The sequence below is a fragment of the Acidimicrobiia bacterium genome (genome assembly GCA_035651955.1).
Lineage (GTDB): Bacteria > Actinomycetota > Acidimicrobiia > IMCC26256 > JAMXLJ01 > JAMXLJ01.
This window is the reverse complement of the sequence record DASRES010000072.1, coordinates 1-20041: the sequence shown is the minus strand read 5'-3', so window position 1 is coordinate 20041 and position 20041 is coordinate 1. Positions and strand designations below refer to the sequence as shown.

Sequence of the window (20041 nt, the reverse complement as noted above, 5' to 3'; positions counted from 1 at the left end):
CGGCCGCGGTCGCGCTCGCGTCGGTCGGGAGGCTCGTCATGACGGTCAAGCGCGTCGGCATCGTCGGTTCCGGGATCATGGGTGCCGGGATCGCGGAGGTCGCGGCGAAGTCGGGTTTCGAGGTCGTCCTGCGCAGCCGCGCGCAGTCGAGCGCCGACGCGATGGTCGCAGGGCTCGAGAAGTCGCTCGCCCGGCAGGTCGAGAAGGGCCGGCTCGAGGAGGCCGAGCGCGACGCGACGCTCGCACGGGTCCGCGCCGTCGTCGACCTGGGCGAGCTGTCGGAGTGCGACCTCGTGATCGAGTCGATCGTCGAGGACCTCGCGACCAAGAAGCATCTCTTCAGCGAGCTCGACCGCATCTGCGGCGACGGCGCGATCCTCGCGACGAACACGTCGACGCTGCCCGTCGTCGAGCTGGCGATGGAGACCGGTCGTCCCGAGCGCGTGTGCGGCGTGCACTTCTTCAACCCCGCGCCGGCGATGCCGCTCGTCGAGGTCGTGCGGTCGATCACGACGAGCGACGAGACCGTCGAGGCCGCCCGGGCCTTCGCCGAGGCGTGCGGCAAGACACCCGTGCTCGTGAAGGACCAGGCCGGGTTCATCGTCAACGCACTCCTGTTCCCGTACCTGAACAACGCGGTGAAGCTGCTCGACGCCGGCGTCGCGACCCGCGAGGACATCGACGCCGCGATGAAGGGCGGCTGCAACTTCCCCATGGGGCCGCTCGAGCTGCTCGACCTCGTCGGTCTCGACACGAGCCTCGCGATCCTCGAGGCGCTCTACGCCGAGTTCCGCGACCCGAACTACGCGCCGGCGCCGTTGCTCAAGCGGATGGTCGCGGCGGAGCGTCTCGGCCGGAAGACCCGCCAGGGGTTCTACGACTACCGGAAGTGATCACCCGGAGCCGGGGGGAGAATGCACGTATGACGCAGCGTGACCGTCCCTGGCTGATCCGCACGTACTCGGGCCACTCCTCCGCCCGCGCGTCGAACGCGCTGTACCGGTCGAACCTCGCGAAGGGCCAGACGGGACTGTCGGTCGCGTTCGACCTGCCGACGCAGACCGGCTACGACCCCGACGACCCGCTCGCCAAGGGCGAGGTCGGGAAGGTCGGCGTGCCCGTCCCGCACATGGGCGAGATGCACGCCCTGTTCGACGGCATCCCGCTCGGCGAGATGAACACGTCGATGACGATCAACGCGACCGCGATGTGGTTGCTGGCGATGTACGTCGCGCTCGCGGAGCAGCAGGGCGTCGACCCCGCGGCACTCCAGGGGACGACGCAGAACGACATCGTCAAGGAGTACCTGTCCCGCGGGACCTACATCTTCGGGCCCGAGCCGTCGAAGCGGCTGACCGTCGACGTGATCGCCCACGCGGTGACGCACATCCCGAGGTGGAACCCGATCAACGTCTGCCCGTACCACCTGCAGGAGGCCGGCGCGACCCCGGTGCAGGAGCTCGCGTACGGGCTCGCGACCGCGGTCACGGTGCTCGACGCGGTGCGCGAGTCGGGCCAGGTGCCGGCCGAGGACTTCCCGGCCGTCGTCGGGCGCATCTCGTTCTTCGTCGACGCGGGGATCCGCTTCGTCGAGGAGATGTGCAAGATGCGGGCGTTCACGCGCCTGTGGGACCGCATCTGCCTCGAGCGCTACGGCGTCCGTGACGAGAAGCTGCGCCGCTTCCGGTACGGCGTCCAGGTGAACTCGCTCGGGCTCACCGAGAGCCAGCCCGAGAACAACGTGCAGCGCATCGTGCTCGAGATGCTCGGCGTGACGCTGTCCAAGGACGCTCGGGCGCGGGCGATCCAGCTCCCGTGCTGGAACGAAGCGCTCGGACTCCCGCGCCCGTGGGACCAGCAGTGGTCGCTGCGCATCCAGCAGGTCCTCGCCTACGAGTCCGACCTGCTCGAGTACGGCGACCTGTTCGACGGGTCGAAGGTCGTGGAGGCGAAGGTCGGCGACCTGTGCGAGGCCGCGTGGGCGGAGCTCGAATGGGTGCTCGACGGCGGTGGCGCGTTCGCCATGATCGACGAGGTCAAGGGCAGGCTCGTGCAGTCGAACGCCGAGCGGGTGCGCGAGATCGAGACCGGTGAGCACCCGGTCGTGGGCGTGAACGTCTTCACCGAGACGGAGCCGTCGCCGCTCGTCGCCAGCCTCGGCGGCGAGGCCGCGATCCTGACGCCCGACGAGCGCGCCGAGCAGGAGCAGATCGACGCGATCCGGCAGTGGCGCGAGCAGCGCGACACCGAGGCGGTGGCGCGCGCGCTCGATGAGGTCCGTCGGGTCGCCGCGACGAGCGAGAACCTCTTCCCCGCGACGCTCGCGCTGGCGCGCGCTGGCGGCACCGTCGGCGAGTGGGCCGGCGCGCTGCGCGAGGTGTTCGGCGAGTACCGCGCGCCGACCGGCGTGGGCGCGGTCGCGGCCGCGCCCGTCGGCGGGATGGTCGAGGTACGCGACCGGGTCCAGGCGGCCGCGAAGGAGCTCGGCGGCCCGGTGCGGCTCCTCGTCGGCAAGCCCGGCCTCGACGGCCACTCGAACGGCGCCGAGCAGATCGCGGTCGCCGCGCGCGACGCAGGCATGGAGGTGGTGTACCAGGGGATCCGGCTGACCCCGGCGCAGATCGCGGCCGCGGCGCGCGACGAGGACGTCGACGTCGTGGGCCTGTCCGTCCTCTCGGGCTCGCACCTCGAGCTGGTGCCCGAGACGATCCGGCTCCTGCGCGACGCCGGCGTCGACGCGCCCGTGGTCGTCGGCGGGATCATCCCCGAGGCCGACCAGCCCCGCCTCGGCCAGGCCGGCGTGGCCCGCGTCTACACCCCCAAGGACTTCCGCCTCGTCGACATCGTCGGGGACCTGGCCCAGCTCGCCATCGACCACCGCCGCGAGGAACATCGCCGCGATTCGTCAATTCCGGGCGGCACCCGGCCGATGGAAAGGGCGTGATGGATCGCCGGCTGGTGATCTCGGTCTGCGCGGCCGTCGCCGCCCTCGCGGCGGGCGTCGCCGCGGCCGTGGTCGACGCACCCGTGCTCGGGATCGTCGCGGGCATCGCGGGGATCGTGAGCGGGGTCGCCGCGGCAGCGTTGGCGGTGCGGCTGCGGTCCTCCGAGGACCAGCTCGTGTCGGTCGGCAAGGACCTCCAGCGCCTGCGCCGCGAGCTGGACACGCTCGCGGCGATCTTCGCCGAGGAGGCGACTCGCCGGCAGGCGGACGACGCCGCCGCGGCGGGCGCGAGCGCCGCCAACCCCGCGGCTGACGTCTTCGACGCGGTCTCGGGGCTCCTCGACGAGCGGTTCTTCGCGGTGACGGTCCAGCAGCGCGTCGCCGCGGCGCGCCGGCAGCTGCAACCGGTCTCGGTGGTGCTGTTCGAGCTCGACGGGTTGGACGGCGCGGGCGACGAGGCTCGCGACCAGGCGGTCGCGGTCCTCGGCGACGTCGTCCGGCGGACCCTGCGCGAGTGCGACGTCGTGTGCCGACTCGGCGAGGTGCTCGCCGGCGTCGTGCTCGAGGACACCGCCGAGGCGGGCGCGGTGTGGGCGGCCGAGCGGGTGCGGGGGACGTTGCACGCCAGCGCCGCGGGCGGGACGCTCACGATCTCGGCCGGGATCGCGTGCTACCCGTCGCACGCGCTCGGCGCCGCCGAGCTCGTCGCGATGGCCGGCAACGCGCTCGGCTCCGCCCGCGCCCGGGGCCGGGATCACGTCGAGGTGGCGCAGGCCGAGTAGGTCGGCGCGGTCACGTCAGGTCGACGCGCGGGACCGAGCCCTCGCGATGGCGACGCGGCGGCGAGCGGCGTCGAAGCGGTCGCGGGCGACGACGAGACGGCGGTGCGCGACCAGCTCGGCCCGGGCCAGCTCGTGGTAGCGGTCCAGTTGCGCCGCACCCCACGCCTCCCGGCCCCGCCGCCGGACCAGGCCGGCGAGCTCGCGGTGGATCGCGTCGAGCTCGCCCAGCAACGCGCACAACCGGTCGCCCGCCGCGGCGACCGCCAGCTCCGCCGGTTCGCCCCGGCCGTCGTCCTCGCCGGTCACGCCACCGACCAACCGGCCAGCCACGCGTGGTCGCCGCCGGCGTCTGCCACACGGGTGAACGCGCGCAGGGCCCGGACCATCGCCCGACGCTGGGTGGACGGCAGCTTCTCGACGATCGCGGCGATCTCCTCGCGGCGCCGGCGGGTCACCGTGTTGACGAGCTGCCGGCCGGCGGGCGTCAACGTGACGACCTGCTCGCGGCGGTCGTGGTGGGCGGACCGGCGGGCGACGAGCTTCTTGGCGACGAGCCGCCGCGACATGCGTGTCGCGGTCGACGCGTGGACACGGAGCTCCTCGGCGAGCTCACCGACGCTGCACGGGCCCCGCGCGTCGACGGCGGCGAGGGCTCGGAACTGGGGCAGCGTGAGGTCCGCGGCGACCTCCTCGAGCGTCGCGGTGGCGATCCCGACGAACACGCGGGACGCGGCCAGGACGGCGTCGACCACGTCGACGAGGTCGGCGTCACCGTCGGGCGGATTCATCTGCACATCGCATCCGTTCCCGCGGGCGACATCGCCCATTCATCCTGGTGATGCCCTCATGAACTGGATCGCCGTGCCGATCGCGCGATAGTGAACGTTGCAGGGTGCAACTGTAGCCACGATCGGCCGCCGGGAGCCGCACCGTCCCGGACGAGCCGGGACGAGAGCCCGGACGCGACACCAGCGGGGAGCACGAGCAGGGAGGAAGGGCTCTTGCACATCGAGCAGACCACCGAGCGGTACCGGTTCGCCTGCCGTGCGTGCGGCGCGCACTGGGCGTGGGACTACGACGTCCGCCGCCACGAGTACCCGGGTGACACCGTCGTCGAGGCCTACTCGCGTGACGGGCGGTCGGTCGTCCCGCCGACGTGCGAGCCGCGCTGCCCGTCGTGCGGCGGGGTCCAGGCGTCGGTCGTCGGGGTGACGACGCTGTCCACGACCGCGCCCGCCTGACCGTCGCGGCGCCGCGACGACGCGACCGCCGCGGCGCTGTCCACAGCGCGTCCACAGGCGAAGGGGCCGCGTCCACACGTGGTCCACAAGTGGTCCACAGGGTGCTCTGGAAAAGCTCGGGACGATCGGCCAGAATGACCGTCACACGTCCCGAGGAGGTCGTTGGGGCCGGCCGGGAGACCGGCGTTCTCTACTCCGACCCTCCTCGGGACGGTTCGCGTCCGAGACCGAGCTCGTCGAGCACCTCGTCGGTGTCCGCGCCGAGCGCGCGTCCCGCGTGACGCACCTCGGGCGGCGTGCGCGACATCCGCGCGACGGGCGCCTGCATGAGCACCCCGTCCACCTCGACGAGCGCCTGCCGCTCGCGCACGTGGGGGTCGGCGACGACGTCGGCCATCGAGTAGACGGGCGCGATCGCGGCCTCGGCGCGCTCGAAGGCGTCGAGAACCTCCGCGGACGGCCGGCGCGCGATCCACTCGCGCACGAGACGCTCGAGATCGTCGCGGTGCTCGACGCGACGCGCGAACGTCGCGAACCGGTCGTCCCGGCCGACTCCGAGCAACTCCGCGACGCGACACGCGACCGAGTCGGTCGACGTCGACACCGCGACCCACACACCGTCCGCGCAGCGGTAGGTGCCACGCGGCGTGCTGTACGGGATCCCCGACCCGAGACGCGGTTGCAGGTACCCGAAGGACGCGTACGCGGCGGGGAGCGCGCCCATCATCTGCAGCATGGTCTCCAACAGGTTGACGTCGACGACCTGACCCTCACCGGTCCGGTCGCGATGTCGCAACGCGACCATGACCGCGAACGCGCCCGCGAGCGCGGTGATCTCGTCGGTCAGCGCGATCGGTGGGAGCAGCGGCGCGCCATCCGGTTCGCCGCTCAGTCCCGCGAACCCGCTCATCGCCTCCGCGATCGTCGCGAAGCCCGGGCGTCGCGCGTACGGGCCGTCTTGACCGAAGCCGCTGACGCGCAAGACGACGAGGCGCCGGTTGCGCGCGAGCAACGTGTCCGGCGCGAGGCCGAGACGTTCGAGCGTCCCCGGTCGCATGTTCTCGACGAGCACGTCCACGCTGTCGACGAGACGCAGCAACGCGTCCATGCCGCGCTCGGTCTTCAGGTCGAGCACCACCGCGCGCTTGTTGCGGGCGACGATCTTCCAGATCAGCGACGCACCGTCACGCGGATCGGCCCAGCCCATGTGGCGGGCCGTCTCACCGGCGGGTGGCTCCACCTTCACGACGTCGGCGCCGTAGTCGGCCAGGTGCCGAGCCGCGCCCGGTGCGGCCAGCACGCTCGCCATGTCGATCACCCTGAGCCCGTCCAGTGCCTGCATCGAGGCGCAGGATACGGGCGGAGCTACCAGGCCGGACGGCCCCGGATCAGCTCCGTGACCTCGTCGGCCGGGCGGGGCTTGGCGAAGTGGTAGCCCTGCGCGAGGTCACAGCCGAGGACGCGCAACAGCTCGAGCTGCTCCTCCGTCTCGACACCCTCGGCGATCGTCGTGAGGTCGAGCGTGTGGCCGAGCTCGACGACCGCCGACACGATCGCCTGGTCCTGCGGCCGGGCGTCGAGCTCGCGCACGAACGAGCGGTCGACCTTGACGACGTCGACGGGGAAGTTCCGCAGGTACGTCAACGACGAGTAGCCCGTGCCGAAGTCGTCGATCCCGAGACGGATGCCACGCGACTTCAGCGCCTCGAGGTTGTCCATCACCGAGTTCACGGCGTCCATGAACACCGTCTCGGTCATCTCGAGACAGAGCTGCTCGGCCGGGACACCGGACTCGTCGAGCGCGCGCTGCACCTGGTAGGCGAGCGACGGGTGCGCGAGCTGGCGACCGGACACGTTCACGGCCATGTGGAGCTCCTGCAGCTCCTCGGGCAACATCGTGCGCCAGCGCGCGAGCTGCCGGCACGCCTCCTCGAGCACCCAACGGCCGATCGCACCGATGAGACCGCTCTCCTCCGCGACCGCGATGAACTCGTCGGGTCCGATCAGACCGCGAGTCGGGTGCTCGAGACGCAACAGCGCCTCGACGCCGATGATCGTTCCGTGCTCGAGGCTCACGATCGGCTGGTAGTGCAACCGGAACCGGTCGTGCGCAAGCGCTTCGCGCAGCTCCGACTCCATCTCGACGCGCGCGGTCGTCTGCCTACGCAACCGCTCGTCGTACATCTCGAAGCACGCGCGTCCGCGACCCTTCGCGCGGTACATCGCGGTGTCGGCGCGCCGCAGCACCTCGACCGGGTCGTCGTCCGCGGAGCACGTCAACGCGACGCCGATGCTCGGCGACACCGAGAGGTTGCGGCCCGCGAGCGACACCGGCTCCGAGATCGCGTCGAGCAGCCGCTCGGCGATGCCGATCGCGTCGCGCTCGTCGCCGAGGCCGCCGCACACGACGACGAACTCGTCGCCACCCAGGCGGGCGACGGTGTCCGGTGGACGGACGACGGTCTCGATGCGCCGGCTCACCTCGATGAGCAGCTGGTCGCCGGCCTCGTGCCCGAGGTCGTCGTTGACCCGCTTGAACCGGTCCAGATCCAGGTAGAAGACGGCGACCGCGGTGTCGCGCCGGCTCAGGTCGTCGAGCTCGTGCTGCAGCCGGTCCATCAGGACGCGCCGGTTGGACAGGCCCGTGAGCGGATCGTGGAGCGCCTGCGCGACGAGCCGCTCCTCCGCCGCGCGCCGGGCCGTGACGTCGGCCATCTGCAGGATCGCGTAGTGCGGGCGGCCGTCGAGGTCGGGCACGGCGCGCATCGTGAGGTGGACCCAGACGACCTCGCCGTGCGCGTGCACGATCGGCTGCTCGTGCTGGTGGGACGCAGTCTCTCCGCTGATCAGCCGCGCGAGCGCGTCGACCTCCTCCTGACGCTCGGACGCCTCGGTGAGCTCGTAGGGCGCGCGCCCGATGAGCTCGACCTCCGAGTAGCCGGTGAGGTTCGAGTAGGCCTTGTTCACGTGGACGATCCGGCCGGGCTCCTCGCCCGCCAGGTCGACGAGCGCCATCCCGATCGGGGCGTCCTCGAACGCGACGCGGAAGCGTTCCTCGCTGAGCTCGAGCGCGGCCTGCGTCGCGACCCTTCCCGCGTACTCGTGCGCGAACGCGAGCGCGGTCGCGGCGCGGTCGGCGATGTCGCGCGCGAACGGCAGGTCACGACGCGCGAACCGGCGGTGCGAGTCGCGTGTGGCCACGAGCGTCAGGGCCCCGATCGTCCGGCCGCGCGTGACGAGCGGGACGATCACGCACGACCGCACCTCCGCAGCGCGGAGCAGCTCGAGATGCCGGTCGTCGACGGCGAGCTCCTCGAGACGCTCGCGGTCGACATCTGTCACGACGCGCGCGATCCCGGAGCGCAGGTGCTCGTCCGGGAGCGTCCCGTCGGGACCGACTACGTAGCGCCAGTACAGCTCGTACAGGACGGGCAGCTCGTGCTCGTCGCGGTGTGCGAGACCGACGCGGGCGGCACCGGTGTCGTCGACGACGTACACGGACGCCCAGTCCGCGACCTCCGGCACGAGCAGTCGCGGCAGCAGCTCGACGATCGTCTCGTAGTCCTGCGACTCGATGCGTTCCGAGAGCTCCGACACGAACCGCTCGCGGTCGCGCGCGACGCGCTCGGCCTCCTCGGCCTGCGTCCGTTCGATCGCGACCGCGATGCGCTCGGCGGCGAGGCGGAGCAGCTCGACGTCGCTCTCGTGGAACCGATCGGGCGTCACGCTGCTCACGTGGAGCACACCGACGAGACGATCGTTCACGAGCAGCGGGACACCGACGATGCTGCGGATCCCCTTCGCGCGCAGCGACGCCGCGATGTCGCCGGGATCGACGTCGCCCGCGATCGCGGGCTCGCGCGTCTGCGCGATGTGACCGGCGAAGCCCTCGCCGATGTCGAGGACCTCGTCGTCCTCCGCGCGCTCGACGCCGATCGTCGTGCCGACCGCGAGCCGGTCGTCGTCGGTGACGAGCCGGATGCGCGCGCTGTCGGCGTCGAGCACGCGCGCGAGTCGCTCGAGGAGCGCGTGCAGCAGCTCGTCGAGGTTGAGCCGCGCGATCGCGACGTCCGTGATCTCCTGGAGCTGCCGCAAGCGGCGCGTGGTCTCGACGTTGGCGGCGTACACACGGGCGTTGTCGATCGCGAGCGCCGCCCGGTCGGCGACGTCGCGGACGAGGTTGAGCTCGTCGCGGGTGTAGGCCGGGGCGTCGGCCGCACGCGCGGTTGCCACCGAGCCGAACGTCTCGCCGCGCGCCGTCAGCGGCACGATGATCAACGACGACAGCGGGAACCCGGAGACGAGGTCGCGATGGCGCGGGTCCACGTTGGCCTCGAGCACCTGGGGCGAGACGTGCGGCACGAAGATCGTCTCGCCCGACAGCACCGCTCCGGCCCAGCCCGTGTCGAGATCCGGTGCCGCGCTCGAGTACGCGTGTCGCAGCGCGCGAGCCGCCCGGACCCCGGGGACGTCCATCCCGACCGGGGTGAGCCTGCCGTCGTCGCCCACCAGCGACACGACGCAGGCGTCGCCGACCATCAGCCGGACCCGCTCCGCGACCACCTGCGCCGACGCGTGGAGGTCCTCGAGCGACGCGCTGAGCTGCTGCGTGAAGTCCGCGATCAGCTCGGCCCGCGCGGCCTGCTCGCGCAGATCGTCGGGTTCGGGCCGGTCTGCGGGCTGACGCGGCGATGGCCGACCGCGGCCGTCCCGATTCGCACGACGGTGGCGGCCGAGCGGTCGCACCACGGGCACGTTCCCCTTCGACTCGACCTGCCCCCGATCTTGCTGCAACGTACCCCGCGACGCGGGGATATCCAACAAATAGTGTTCGCGCGAACGCGATGCGCGCGCAGCCGGTCAGAATCGGTGTGTAAAGCAGCGCGCGTCGAGCGGACCGAGGGCGTAGTCGCGGTACAGGCCCGCGAACATCGGCCGCGTGCGCTCGGTCCACACGAGCGCCTCCGGCGACGAGATGCGCCGGACGACCTGCGTGTAGCCGCCCTCGTGCACGCGGTACTCGGCCCAGCAGCCCGGATAGTCCTTCGTCGCCCCGATCTCGACGAAGGGCACCGCGCCTGAACGCGCGAAGCGCCGCACCCGGTTCCGGTGGGTGTGGCCGGCGAAGTACCCGACCACGTTGGGCCGGCGGGCAACGACGTCCACCAGCGCGTCGCTGTCGTCGGGGTGGATGCCGAAGTAGGTGGGGTTGCGGTCGTGACTCTCGACGTTCCAGCAGTGGTGGTGCCCGAACACGAGGACGGGGCCGCTTGTCGCGGCGACCACGTCGTCGAGCCACGCGAGCTGGTCGCGGCCCAGCCGCCCGCGCTCGATCCCCGGGATGACGGTGTCGAGCACGGCGAGCGTCACGCCCGGGAGCTCGACGGCGTAAGGCGCACCCTCGACAGCGAGCGTCGGGTCGATCATCCCGTCGTGGTTGCCCCGCACGTGATGGGCGTGCGGGCCGAGTCGCCCGTACGCGTCGAGGAACTGCGCGTACTCGTCCTCGGTGCCCAGGTTCGTGAGGTCGCCCTTGACGACGACCGCGTCGGGGCCGAGCGCGCCGATCTCCGCGATCGCGGCGCGGTTCATCGTCTGCGGATAGGGCTCCTCGCCGGGCTCGGAGCGCAGCACCGGCCCGAGCTCGGCGGGGTCGACGTCACCGATGCGCCCGCACTCGACCTCGCCGAAGTGCACGTCGTTGACCGTCGCGACCGTCGCGACGAGACGGCCGGCGGGCCGGGCGAGCGTCGTCACCTCGCGCGGGAGATGGGCATCGTGACGCGCGCCTTCGACGTCGACCGCGTACCGGGTCGCGGGCTCGAGACCGTCGACGCGCGCCACGTGATGCGGGCCCGTCGTACGGACCTCGCGGTCGCCGACGCGTGTGGTGACCTCGACGCCGGGATCGGTGACGAACGTGACGACGACCTCGTCCGGGCCGACGGTCATCACCTCGGCGTCGCGGACGGCGGGGGCCACGGACGGTCAGGCGCGACGACGGCGACCGAGCCGGCCGTACAGCCGCCACGATCCGCGCTGCAGCGACGCGCGCCGTGAGCTGAGGCGCGAGACGTGCACCCAGGCGTCGAGCCGGTCGGGGTCGTCCGGGCCTGACGTGTCGACGACCGCGACGGGCTGCGTCAACGACCCGACCGCGGCGACGATCGCGGCGACCTCGTCCGGCGTCGCGGACGGCGACACGACGCGGAGGACGGGTCGCGACGAGTTGTCGTGCGTCGTCACAGCGGCATGTTCCCGTGCTTGCGCTGCGGCAGCTTCTCCTTCTTGCTGCGCAGCATCTCGAGCGAGCGCACGAGCACGGCGCGCGTGTCGCGCGGGTCGATGACGTCGTCGACGTAGCCGCGCTCGGCCGCGCTGTACGGGTTCGAGAACCGCTCGGTGTACTCGTCGATGAGCTGCGCGCGTCGCGCGTCGCTGTCCTCGGCCGCCTCGATCTCCTTGCGGAAGATGATGTTGACCGCACCCTGCGAGCCCATCACCGCGATCTCGCCGGAGGGCCACGCGAACGCGAGGTCGGCGCCGATCGACTTCGAGTTCATGACGACGTACGCACCGCCGTAGCCCTTGCGCGTGATCACCTGGACGCGCGGAACCGTCGACTCGCAGTACGCGTACAGCAGCTTGGCGCCGTGGCGGATGATCCCGCCGTACTCCTGGTCGGTCCCCGGCAGGAACCCGGGCACGTCGACGAACGTGACGAGCGGGATGTTGAACGCGTCGCACGTCCGCACGAAGCGCGCCGCCTTCTCGGACGCGTCGATGTCGAGACAGCCCGCGAGCACCTGTGGCTGGTTGCCGACGATGCCGATGGCGCGGCCGTTCAGGCGTCCGAACCCGCAGATGATGTTCATCGCCCAGTACGGCTGGACCTCGAGGAACTCGCCGTCGTCGACGATCTCGGCGATCACCTTCTTCATGTCGTACGGCTTGTTGGGCGCGTCGGGGATGAGATCGAGGATCGCGTCGCATCGCCGCTCGGGGTCGTCCTCGGGCTCGAACGCGGGCGGGTCCTCGAGGTTGTTCGACGGCAGGAACGACAGCAGGTAGCGCACCTGCTCCAGGCAGGTCTGCTCGTCGTCGTAGACGAACGTCGCGACGCCCGACTTCGACGCGTGCGTCATCGCACCGCCGAGCTCCTCCTGCGTGACGTCCTCACCGGTCACCGTCTTCACGACGTCGGGCCCCGTGATGAACATGTGGGAGGTGCCCTTGGTCATGAAGATGAAGTCGGTCATCGCGGGCGAGTAGACCGCGCCGCCGGCACAGGGGCCGAGGATCACGCTGATCTGCGGCACGACACCCGACGCCTTGACGTTGCGGAAGAAGATCCCGCCGTAGGACGCGAGCGAGACCACGCCCTCCTGGATCCGCGCGCCCGCGCCGTCGTTCAGGCCGATCATCGGCGCGCCGACCGACTCCGCGAGGTCCATCACCTTGTGGATCTTCTCGGCGAACACCTCGCCGAGCGCCCCTCCGAAGACGGTGAAGTCCTGCGAGAACACGAACACCTTCCGGCCGTCGATCGTCCCCCAGCCGGTGACGACCCCGTCGGTGAGTGGTCGCGTGTTCTCGATGCCGAACCCGTGGGCGCGGTGGCGGGCGAGCATGTCGAGCTCGACGAACGACCCCGGGTCGAGCAGCAGCTCGAGACGCTCGCGCGCGGTCAGCTTCCCGCGCTGGTGCTGGCGCTCGATCGCCTTCTCGCTCCCCGCGTGGAGCGCCTGCTCCTTCAGCTGCGAGAGCTGCTCGAGACGCTCGTGGATCGGGTGGACGGGCGGCGCGACGGCGGGACCTCCGGCCCCTTCGCCCTCGGCACTCGCGACTTCGATGTCGGTCTCCTCGACGGCCATGCGGACAAGCCTACGTTCCGGCCCGTTCGTGTGATCCCGCCGGGCACGTGCCGCCCCCGCGCCGTAGTGTGCGCCGGTGGCCGAGGACACGACGGCCGGCGACCTCGGTGTGCGCGCCTTCCTCGTGCGCGTCGCGCCCATCGCGCTCGCCGGGCTCGCGATCCGCGTCGTCTACGTGCTCGTGTTCCGCATGCACACGAAGCTCAGCGGCGACGAGGTCTTCTACTCGTACCAGGCGAATGCGCTCGCCGACGGCAAGGGCTTCAACTCGCCGTTCACGGGGAAGCCCGCCGCCGACCACCCGCCGCTCACCGCGATCGTCCTGACGCCGGCGTCGTGGATCTGGCACCACAGCGTGCTCGCGCAGCGGCTGACCATGGCGCTCGTCGGCACGATCCTCGTCGTCGTCATCGGGCTGCTCGCGCGCGAGATCGCGGGGAACCGGGCCGGGCTGATCGCCGCCGCGCTCGCCGCGGTCTACCCGGGCTTCGTCGTCGCCGACGGCGTCGGCATGTCGGAGCCGATTGCGGCGGTGTTCGTCGCCGCCACACTCTTGTTCCTCTACCGGCTCCTGCGGCGCGACGACGGGCGCCCGCTCGTCGACGCCGCGCTCGCCGGCGTCGCGCTCGGGCTCGCGGTGCTGACGCGCGCCGAGCTCGCCCTCCTCCTCGTCCTCGCGGTCGTGCCGGTGGTCTGGATGTGCCGGGGCACCGTGAAGCGACGCCTCGTGCTCGGGAGCGCGGCAGTCGTGGCGTTGCTCGTCGTGCTGGCGCCCTGGGTCGCGTTCAACCTCGCCCGGTTCGAGAAGCCGGTGTACGTGTCGTCGAACGACGGGCTCACGCTCGTCGGCGCCAACTGCCCGGCGACCTACTCGGGCCCGACCCTCGGCGCCTGGGACCTCGCGTGCGCGAACCCGCAGCCGGACGTGGCCGACCAGTCGGTCGCCGACGGCATCTACCGCCGGCGCGCGTACCACTACGTGCGCACGCACTTCGACCGATTGCCGGTCGTCGTCGCGGCACGCTTCGGGCGCGCGTGGAGCCTGTTCCGCCCCTTCCAGACGGCCCGCTTCGCACAGGAGGAAGGGCGGCCGCTACGCGCGTCCGAGCTCGGGGTGCTGGCGTTCTACCCGCTGGTGGCCGTCGCGGTCGTCGGCGCCTGGGTGCTCCACCGCCGCCGCGTGACCCTCGTCCCGCTGCTCGCGACCGTGGTCGCGGTGACGATCGTCGCGGTCGGCTTCTACGGGTCGATCCGCGACCGCGAGCCCGCGGAGGTCGCGTTCGTCGTGCTCGCCGCCGTCGCGATCGACGCGCTCCTGTCACGCGCCCGCGAACGCGACGTGGCCCCGCCGCACGAACGACGGGACCACGGTGAGCGTACGGGAGCGGGGGAAGCGGCTCAGGCGGAGGCGGGTACCTCGACGGTCTCCTGACCGGGGAGCGCCTGCGTCTGGCCGACGTGGATCTCGACCTTGCGCGGCTTCGCCTGCTCGGCCACGGGGATCGTCACGCGCAGCACACCGTGCTCGTAGTTGGCCTGGACCCGGTCGCCGTCTAGCGCGTCGCCGAGGAGCAGCTGGCGGGAGAACCGGCCCTGGGGCCGCTCGCGGACCAGGATCTCGTCGCCCTCCGCCGGCCACCACGACCGCTCCGCCGTGACGGTCAGCACGTTCCGCTCGACCGTGACGTCGATCGACTCCGGCGCGACACCGGGCAGGTCGAAGCGGGCCTCGACCGTGTCACCGTGGCGCACGGCGTCCATCGGGACCCAGGGCGCACGGGTGGGGCTGCCGAAGAGCTGGTCGGTGAAGCGGTCCAGCTCGCGGAACGGGTCGTAGCGCATCAGCATCTCGCGTACCTCCTGACGGACCGGACCGCTCCTCGCGGCCGGTGCTCGTGACACCGTCAGTATAGGAAAAGCTGAGTGCAACGCCAATAGGTTTTGTGATGGCGGAAGGGTCACCCCTCCTGGACGAGCTCGATGAGCGTGCCGAACGCCGTCTTCGGGTGCACGAAGGCGACGGTCGTGCCCCGGCTGCCGGGCCGGGGCTGCTCGTCGATGACCCGGAAGCCGTGCTCCTTCACCGAGTCCAGCGCCGCGGCCACCGAGTCGACCCGGTACCCGACGTGGTGGATCCCCTCCCCTTTCGACTGGAGGTACTTGGCCACCGTCGAGTCGTCTCGCACCGGTGTCAGCAGCTGGATGTAGGAGTCGGCCACCTTCAGCAGCGCCTCCTCGACGCCGTCCTTCTCGACGACCTCGCGGTGCGCGACCTCGCAGCCGTAGGTGTCGCGGTAGTACGCGATGGCGGCCTCGAGGTCGTTGACCGCGATCGCGACGTGGTCGATCTCCGTCAGCAGCATGCGCGGAAGTGTACGAGCCGGTCTCGACGCGCGGTTGAGCCCACGGGGGACCGGTCGTACCGTGTCCGACGGTCAGGCGCCGGCGTCGTGGGAGGGGCGCCCGTGCGCACGCGACTCACGGCCGGACTCGCCGCGGCGGCACTGGCGGTCGCACTCGCGGGTGCTGGACGCAACCCGGCGCCGACGCGCACCGTGACGCGTCGCTGATCGTGTCGCCGGGGATCGACACGTCGAACGTCGCGTCGCTCACGTCCGCGTGGACACACCAGCTGACGGCGAGCCCGGCGAACGATCCGATCGTCGTGCCGAACCGCGTGTACGTCACGGACGGCGTGACCGCGTACGCGCTCGACCTCGGGGGCGGTGCCGAGGCCTGGCACCAGACCGTCGCGGTACCGCCGACGCAGGACCCGTACAGCCACATCAGCGACGTCACGCTGCACGGCAACCAACCGCTCGTCCCGTTCAACGCCTTCAACGGCGGCGGCATCCACGCGTACGACGTGAACGGCGGCTCACCGCTCGCAGACGTGAGCGGACGTCCGCCGCCGTCGGGACCTCGGAGCTCGCGCTCGGCGAGAAGAGCACGCTGCTCGCCTTCCCGGTCACGGACCCGACGTGCAGCACCGTGAACGGCAACACGGTGTGCGACCCCTCGTGGAGCGCGTCGCTCGACTCGACCGCACGCTTCCCGGTGCTGTCGAGCGACGAGTCCACGGTCTACGTCACGACCGCGAACGGCACGCTGTACGCGATCGACGCCACGAACGGGAACGTCCTCTGGCACGCAGCCGTCGGCGCGAGCAGCCCGCCGGCCCTCAGCGGCGGCACGGTCTTCGTCGGGACGAGCGCGGGCACGCTCGTCGCGCTCGACGGCGCGGGCTGCGGCCAGACGACGTGCACGCCGCTGTGGTCGGGGACGACGAGCGCGACGACGCGCGTGCAGCCGGCCGTCGCGGGCGGGGTCGTCTCCACGGGTTCGGACGACGGCTCGCTGCACGCGTTCTCGGCCGCGGGATGCGGCAACGCGACGTGCACCGCGCTGTGGACGTACCAGACGGGCAGCAAGGTCACGGGCGCGCCCGTCCTCGGCGCGAACCATCTCGTCGTCGGCACCGCAGACGGCAACGTGCGCGCGTTCGCGGTGCGCTCAGGGAGCTGAGCGCGTCCCCTCCGCCTACGCGTCGTGACGGCGGAACAGCGTGATCTGCGGCAGCAGCCGCTCACGCATCTCAGGATCCGTCACGCCGAGGCCCTCGTCGGGGGCGAGCACGAGGATGCCGAGCTTGCCCTCGTGCAGGTTGTGGTGCACCTCGTACGCGGCCTCACCGGTCTCGTCGAGGCTGAACGTGCGTGACAGCGTCGGGAACACCTTGCCCTCGCAGATCGCGCGGTTGGCCTCCCACGCCTCGCGGTAGTTCGCGAAGTGACACCCCTTGATGGTCTTCAGCATCATCCAGAGGTAGCGGTTGTCGTACTCGATCATGAACCCCGACGTCGCGGCGCACGTGATCACCATCCCGCCGCGCTTGCAGACGAACACCGACGCACCCATCGTCTGACGGCCCGGGTGCTCGAACACGATGTCGGGGTCGCGCCCGATCCGATCGCGGATGGCCTTCCCGAGGCGGCGCCACTCCGACGGGTCCTGCGTGTGCTCGTCGCTCCAGAACCGGAAGCCCTCAGCCTTGCGGTCGATGACGTGCTCGACACCCATCTCGTGCAGGAGCGCGGCGCGCTCGGGTGACGACACGATGCCGACGGGCGTGCCGCCGCCGTTCAGCACGTACTGACACGCATAGGCGCCGATGCCGCCGCTCGCGCCCCAGATCAGCACGGCCTGGCCCTGCGTCATCTGCGCGCCGTTCGGGCTGACGATCATGCGGTAGCTCGTCGAGTTCGTCAGCGCGTTGACCGCGGCCTCCTCCCAGGTGAGGTGCGCGGGCTTGGGCATCAGCTGGTTCGCCTTCACGAGCGCGATCTCCGCGAGGCCCCCGTAGTTCGTCTCGAAGCCCCAGATGCGCTGGTTCGCGGCGAGCATCGAGTCGTCGTGCGCCGTCGGGTCCTGGTCGTCGACGTGGTTGCAGTGCACGGTGACGCGGTCGCCCGGCTTCCAGTTGCGGACCGCGGAGCCGACCCGCAGGACCACACCGGACGCGTCGCTGCCCATGATGTGGAACGGCTGGTCGTGCCGCTTCCCCCAGACGCTCTCCTTGCCGAGGCGCTTGAGGAACCCGAACGTGGGCAGCGGCTCGAAGATCGACGTCCACACCGTGTTGAAGTTGATCGCGCTCGCCATCACCGCGACGTACGCCTCGTCGGGCGCGAGCTCGGGGATCGCGATGTCGTCGACGTGGGTCGACTTGCGCGGGTCCTTCTCGTCGGACGGGACGCCGGCGAACATCTCCTGCTCGTCGGCCCGGACGACCGCGGCCCGGAAGCTCTCCGGCAGCGGGAGCGCGCCCAGCTCGTCGCCGGGGGCCTCGTCGAGGATGGCGGTGCGAATCGCGTCGATCTCGGTAGCCATGGCGCGTGAACCTACCCGCCCCGGACCGGCGCGACGACCTGGGGCTACCATCCGGTAACTCGGGTACAACGCTCGTCGCGCACCCGCGTCTCCTGGGAGGACAGATGCCCGGCTCCGTGATCGTCTCGTCGGCCCGTACCCCGATCGGCAAGCTGTCCGGTGCACTCGCGTCGTTCACCGCCATGGACCTCGGCGGGTTCGCGATCAAGGCCGCGCTCGAGCGGGCCGGGATCTCGGGCGACCAGGTCGACTACGTCCTCATGGGCCAGGTGCTCCAGGCCGGGCAGGGCCAGATCACCGCGCGGCAGGCCGCCGCGAAGGCCGGCATCCCGATGACGGTGTCCGCGATGACGGTCAACAAGGTGTGCCTGAGCGGGATCGACGCCATCTACCTCGCCGACCAGATGATCCAGGCCGGCGACGCGCAGGTCGTCGTGGCGGGCGGCATGGAGTCGATGACGAACGCGCCCTACCTGCTCCCGGGCGCCCGGGCGGGATACCGCATGGGCAACGGGGAGCTCATCGACTCGATGATCAACGACGGGCTGTGGTGCGCGTTCGACGCCGTCCACATGGGCGCGGGCACCGAGCAGTACTGCGGGAAGGTGGGCGGCATCAGCCGCGAGCTGCAGGACGAGGTCGCCGCGAAGAGCCACGAGCGCGCCGCCGCCGCGGTCAAGGACGGGCGCTTCACCGAGGAGATCACGCCGGTCAGCATCCCGCAGCGCAAGGGCGACCCCGTGCTCGTCGAGAACGACGAGGGCATCCGACCCGGGACGACGACGGAGAGCCTCGCCGCGTTGAGGCCGGCGTTCTCGAAGGACGGGTCGATCACCGCCGGCAACGCGTCGCAGATCTCCGACGGCGGCGCGGCTGTCGTCGTCATGAGCAAGGAGAAGGCCCAGCAGCTCGGCATCACGCCGCTCGCCGAGCTCGTCGGCTTCGGCATGACCGCGGGCCCCGACCCGTCGCTGCTCCACCAGCCGTCCGGCGCGATCAAGAACGCGCTCCAGCGTGCCGACCTGTCCCTGAATGACGTCGACCTGTTCGAGCTCAACGAGGCGTTCGCGGCGGTCGGCATCGCGTCGATGCAGGACCTCGGCATCGGCGACGACGTCGTCAACGTCAACGGCGGCGCGATCTCGCTCGGCCACCCCGTCGGCATGTCGGGTACCCGTGTGGTGCTCACGCTCGTCAACGAGCTCCGCCGCCGCGGCGGCGGCACCGGCGCGGCCGCGCTGTGCGGCGGCGGCGGCCAGGGCGAAGCGGCCATCGTCAGGACGCTCTGAGCACGCTCGTCGTGTGACCCGCCGGCGCGTCGCCCGCCGGCAAGCGGGTTAGGTTTCGTCGATGGATCCCGCGGCGTTGCGTCCGCTGGGTGTCGGCGAGGTGCTGGACGCGGCGATCCGCGTCTACCGCCAGAAGTTCCTCACGATGGTCAAGGCGGTCGCGATCGTCGTCGTGCCCGTTCAGGTCCTCAACGTGCTCGTCCGGTTGTCGCTCCCGACCGGGACGACGACCACCACGACGTCGTTCAACGGCAGCACGACGACGCAGGTGAACGGCGGCGACGCGGCGACAGTCGTCGCCGGCGTGCTCGTGCTCTTCGTCGTCGGCGTCGTGTCGGCCACGCTCGCGCAGGCCGCGTGCTTCAAGACGGTCGGTGACACGTATCTCGGTACCGAGTCGGACTGGCGGGGGTCGCTGCGCTTCGGCTTCTCCCGCTTCTGGTCCCTGCTGTGGCTGCTCGTGCTGCACGGGGTGCTGCTGCTCGTCGCGTTCGCCGCGTGCATCATCCCCGGGGTGTGGCTGTACGCGGCGTGGTCGGTCGCGATCCCGGTGCTCCTGATCGAGCACACCGGCGGGTTCCGTGCGCTGACGCGGTCGTACGACCTGGTGAAGGGTCGGTGGTGGCCGACGGCGGGCTCGCTGCTGCTCGCGAACATCCTGGCCTCGTTCGTTGCCGCCGTGTTCGGCGTCCTGGTCGTCCCCGCGCTCGTCGCCGGAGGCGGGCGCGCGACGACGACCGTCGCGGTCGTCAGTGGGATCACGAGCGCGATCGGGTCCGTGCTGACGACGCCATTCGTCGCCGCGGTGGTCACGGTCATCTACTTCGACCTGCGCGTCCGCAAGGAGGGGTTCGACCTCCAGCTGATGGCCTGGCGGATGGGTGTCGCGCCGCCTGCGGGCGGGTTCGTCCCGACCGGGATGCCGTGGACCCCCCAGACGGGCTGGCAGGGCTGGGGGCAGGGGAGCGGGACGTGGGGCGGGTCACCCGGTCCCGCGCCGACGCCCGGCTCCGCGTGGTCA

19 protein-coding genes are annotated in these 20041 nt (G+C 71.5%); 9 read left to right on the top strand and 10 right to left on the bottom strand.

Features of this window, described 5'->3' with window-relative positions:
* Window positions 1–38 precede the first annotated feature (38 nt).
* The 3 genes from VFC33_15740 to VFC33_15730 are packed head-to-tail and all read left to right on the top strand — an operon-like array spanning window position 39 to window position 3726.
* Complete coding sequence (locus VFC33_15740) at window positions 39–893, top strand: 3-hydroxybutyryl-CoA dehydrogenase (GenBank protein HZR14691.1); 855 nt, start codon at window positions 39–41, stop codon at window positions 891–893.
* The gene (locus VFC33_15735) at window positions 890–2944 is read left to right on the top strand and encodes a protein meaA (GenBank protein HZR14690.1); all 2055 of its coding nucleotides are present in this window, start codon (window positions 890–892) and stop codon (window positions 2942–2944) included. Before VFC33_15740 ends, VFC33_15735 begins: the two co-directional genes overlap by 4 nt.
* Complete coding sequence (locus VFC33_15730) at window positions 2944–3726, top strand: GGDEF domain-containing protein (protein ID HZR14689.1); 783 nt, start codon at window positions 2944–2946, stop codon at window positions 3724–3726. The genes VFC33_15735 and VFC33_15730 overlap by 1 nt, the downstream gene beginning before the upstream one ends.
* Window positions 3727–3741: 15 nt before the next feature.
* Here VFC33_15730 and VFC33_15725 read toward each other — a convergent pair whose 3' ends face one another.
* The gene (locus VFC33_15725; protein HZR14688.1) at window positions 3742–4032 is read right to left on the bottom strand and encodes a hypothetical protein; all 291 of its coding nucleotides are present in this window, start codon (window positions 4030–4032) and stop codon (window positions 3742–3744) included.
* Complete coding sequence (locus tag VFC33_15720) at window positions 4029–4514, bottom strand: MarR family transcriptional regulator (GenBank protein ID HZR14687.1); 486 nt, start codon at window positions 4512–4514, stop codon at window positions 4029–4031. The genes VFC33_15725 and VFC33_15720 overlap by 4 nt, the downstream gene beginning before the upstream one ends.
* Before the next feature lie 213 nt (window positions 4515–4727).
* Here VFC33_15720 and VFC33_15715 point away from each other — a divergent pair, with 213 nt between their 5' ends.
* Window positions 4728–4967, top strand: a complete 240-nt coding sequence (locus VFC33_15715; protein HZR14686.1) for a hypothetical protein — start codon at window positions 4728–4730, stop codon at window positions 4965–4967.
* Window positions 4968–5157: 190 nt separating this feature from the next.
* Here the strand turns inward: VFC33_15715 and VFC33_15710 are convergent, their stop codons facing one another.
* The 5 genes from VFC33_15710 to VFC33_15690 all read right to left on the bottom strand — a co-directional run bounded on the left by VFC33_15710 (window position 5158) and on the right by VFC33_15690 (window position 12841).
* A complete protein-coding gene (locus VFC33_15710; protein ID HZR14685.1) occupies window positions 5158–6309 on the bottom strand; it encodes a CoA transferase in 1152 nt (383 codons plus the stop codon).
* A gap of 23 nt (window positions 6310–6332) precedes the next feature.
* Window positions 6333–9722 carry an EAL domain-containing protein gene (locus VFC33_15705; GenBank protein HZR14684.1) on the bottom strand — a complete coding sequence of 1130 codons (3390 nt, stop codon included), beginning with the start codon at window positions 9720–9722 and terminating at the stop codon, window positions 6333–6335.
* 105 nt (window positions 9723–9827) lie between these two features.
* Entirely contained in the window at window positions 9828–10949 is a 1122-nt protein-coding gene (locus VFC33_15700; protein ID HZR14683.1) for a metallophosphoesterase family protein, read from the bottom strand.
* 6 nt (window positions 10950–10955) lie between these two features.
* Entirely contained in the window at window positions 10956–11213 is a 258-nt protein-coding gene (locus tag VFC33_15695) for an acyl-CoA carboxylase subunit epsilon (protein HZR14682.1), read from the bottom strand.
* A complete protein-coding gene (locus tag VFC33_15690; protein ID HZR14681.1) occupies window positions 11210–12841 on the bottom strand; it encodes an acyl-CoA carboxylase subunit beta in 1632 nt (543 codons plus the stop codon). The genes VFC33_15695 and VFC33_15690 overlap by 4 nt, the downstream gene beginning before the upstream one ends.
* 76 nt (window positions 12842–12917) lie before the next feature.
* Between VFC33_15690 and VFC33_15685 the strand changes: the two genes are divergently transcribed.
* Window positions 12918–14273 carry a glycosyltransferase family 39 protein gene (locus VFC33_15685; protein ID HZR14680.1) on the top strand — a complete coding sequence of 452 codons (1356 nt, stop codon included), beginning with the start codon at window positions 12918–12920 and terminating at the stop codon, window positions 14271–14273.
* Here the strand turns inward: VFC33_15685 and VFC33_15680 are convergent.
* Together VFC33_15680 and mce are read right to left on the bottom strand one after the other, a co-directional pair.
* Window positions 14240–14689, bottom strand: coding sequence for an Hsp20/alpha crystallin family protein (locus VFC33_15680; GenBank protein ID HZR14679.1), 450 nt, complete (start codon window positions 14687–14689; stop codon window positions 14240–14242). The two genes, VFC33_15685 and VFC33_15680, sit on opposite strands and share 34 nt — an antisense overlap.
* Window positions 14690–14799: 110 nt before the next feature.
* Window positions 14800–15204 (bottom strand): methylmalonyl-CoA epimerase, encoded by a 405-nt coding sequence (gene mce, locus VFC33_15675; protein HZR14678.1) that lies wholly within the window; start codon window positions 15202–15204, stop codon window positions 14800–14802.
* A 209-nt stretch (window positions 15205–15413) separates the two neighbouring features.
* Here mce and VFC33_15670 point away from each other — a divergent pair, with 209 nt between their 5' ends.
* Window positions 15414–15836 (top strand): hypothetical protein, encoded by a 423-nt coding sequence (locus VFC33_15670; protein HZR14677.1) that lies wholly within the window; start codon window positions 15414–15416, stop codon window positions 15834–15836.
* Window positions 15833–16366, top strand: a complete 534-nt coding sequence (locus VFC33_15665) for a PQQ-binding-like beta-propeller repeat protein (protein HZR14676.1) — start codon at window positions 15833–15835, stop codon at window positions 16364–16366. The genes VFC33_15670 and VFC33_15665 overlap by 4 nt, the downstream gene beginning before the upstream one ends.
* A 15-nt stretch (window positions 16367–16381) precedes the next feature.
* Here VFC33_15665 and ccrA read toward each other — a convergent pair whose 3' ends face one another.
* Window positions 16382–17731 carry a crotonyl-CoA carboxylase/reductase gene (ccrA, locus tag VFC33_15660; GenBank protein HZR14675.1) on the bottom strand — a complete coding sequence of 450 codons (1350 nt, stop codon included), beginning with the start codon at window positions 17729–17731 and terminating at the stop codon, window positions 16382–16384.
* A 104-nt stretch (window positions 17732–17835) separates the two neighbouring features.
* On the opposite strand from ccrA, the gene VFC33_15655 reads away from it, so the two are divergent.
* Window positions 17836–19020 (top strand): acetyl-CoA C-acetyltransferase, encoded by a 1185-nt coding sequence (locus tag VFC33_15655; GenBank protein HZR14674.1) that lies wholly within the window; start codon window positions 17836–17838, stop codon window positions 19018–19020.
* Between the two features lie 61 nt (window positions 19021–19081).
* The coding region (locus VFC33_15650) for a hypothetical protein (protein HZR14673.1) at window positions 19082–20041 on the top strand (960 nt) is incomplete at its 3' end.

Excerpts from the sequence above, each read along its gene's own strand:
- VFC33_15740 (HZR14691.1), top strand. The coding sequence starts at position 39 with ATGACGGTCAAGCGCGTCGGCATCGTCGGTTCCGGGATCATGGGTGCC.
- VFC33_15730 (HZR14689.1), top strand. The coding sequence starts at position 2,944 with ATGGATCGCCGGCTGGTGATCTCGGTCTGCGCGGCCGTCGCCGCCCTC.
- VFC33_15720 (HZR14687.1), bottom strand. The coding sequence starts at position 4,514 with ATGAATCCGCCCGACGGTGACGCCGACCTCGTCGACGTGGTCGACGCC.
- VFC33_15710 (HZR14685.1), bottom strand. The coding sequence starts at position 6,309 with ATGCAGGCACTGGACGGGCTCAGGGTGATCGACATGGCGAGCGTGCTG.
- VFC33_15690 (HZR14681.1), bottom strand. The coding sequence starts at position 12,841 with ATGGCCGTCGAGGAGACCGACATCGAAGTCGCGAGTGCCGAGGGCGAA.
- VFC33_15680 (HZR14679.1), bottom strand. The coding sequence starts at position 14,689 with ATGCTGATGCGCTACGACCCGTTCCGCGAGCTGGACCGCTTCACCGAC.
- mce (HZR14678.1), bottom strand. The coding sequence starts at position 15,204 with ATGCTGCTGACGGAGATCGACCACGTCGCGATCGCGGTCAACGACCTC.
- ccrA (HZR14675.1), bottom strand. The coding sequence starts at position 17,731 with ATGGCTACCGAGATCGACGCGATTCGCACCGCCATCCTCGACGAGGCC.
- VFC33_15655 (HZR14674.1), top strand. The coding sequence starts at position 17,836 with ATGCCCGGCTCCGTGATCGTCTCGTCGGCCCGTACCCCGATCGGCAAG.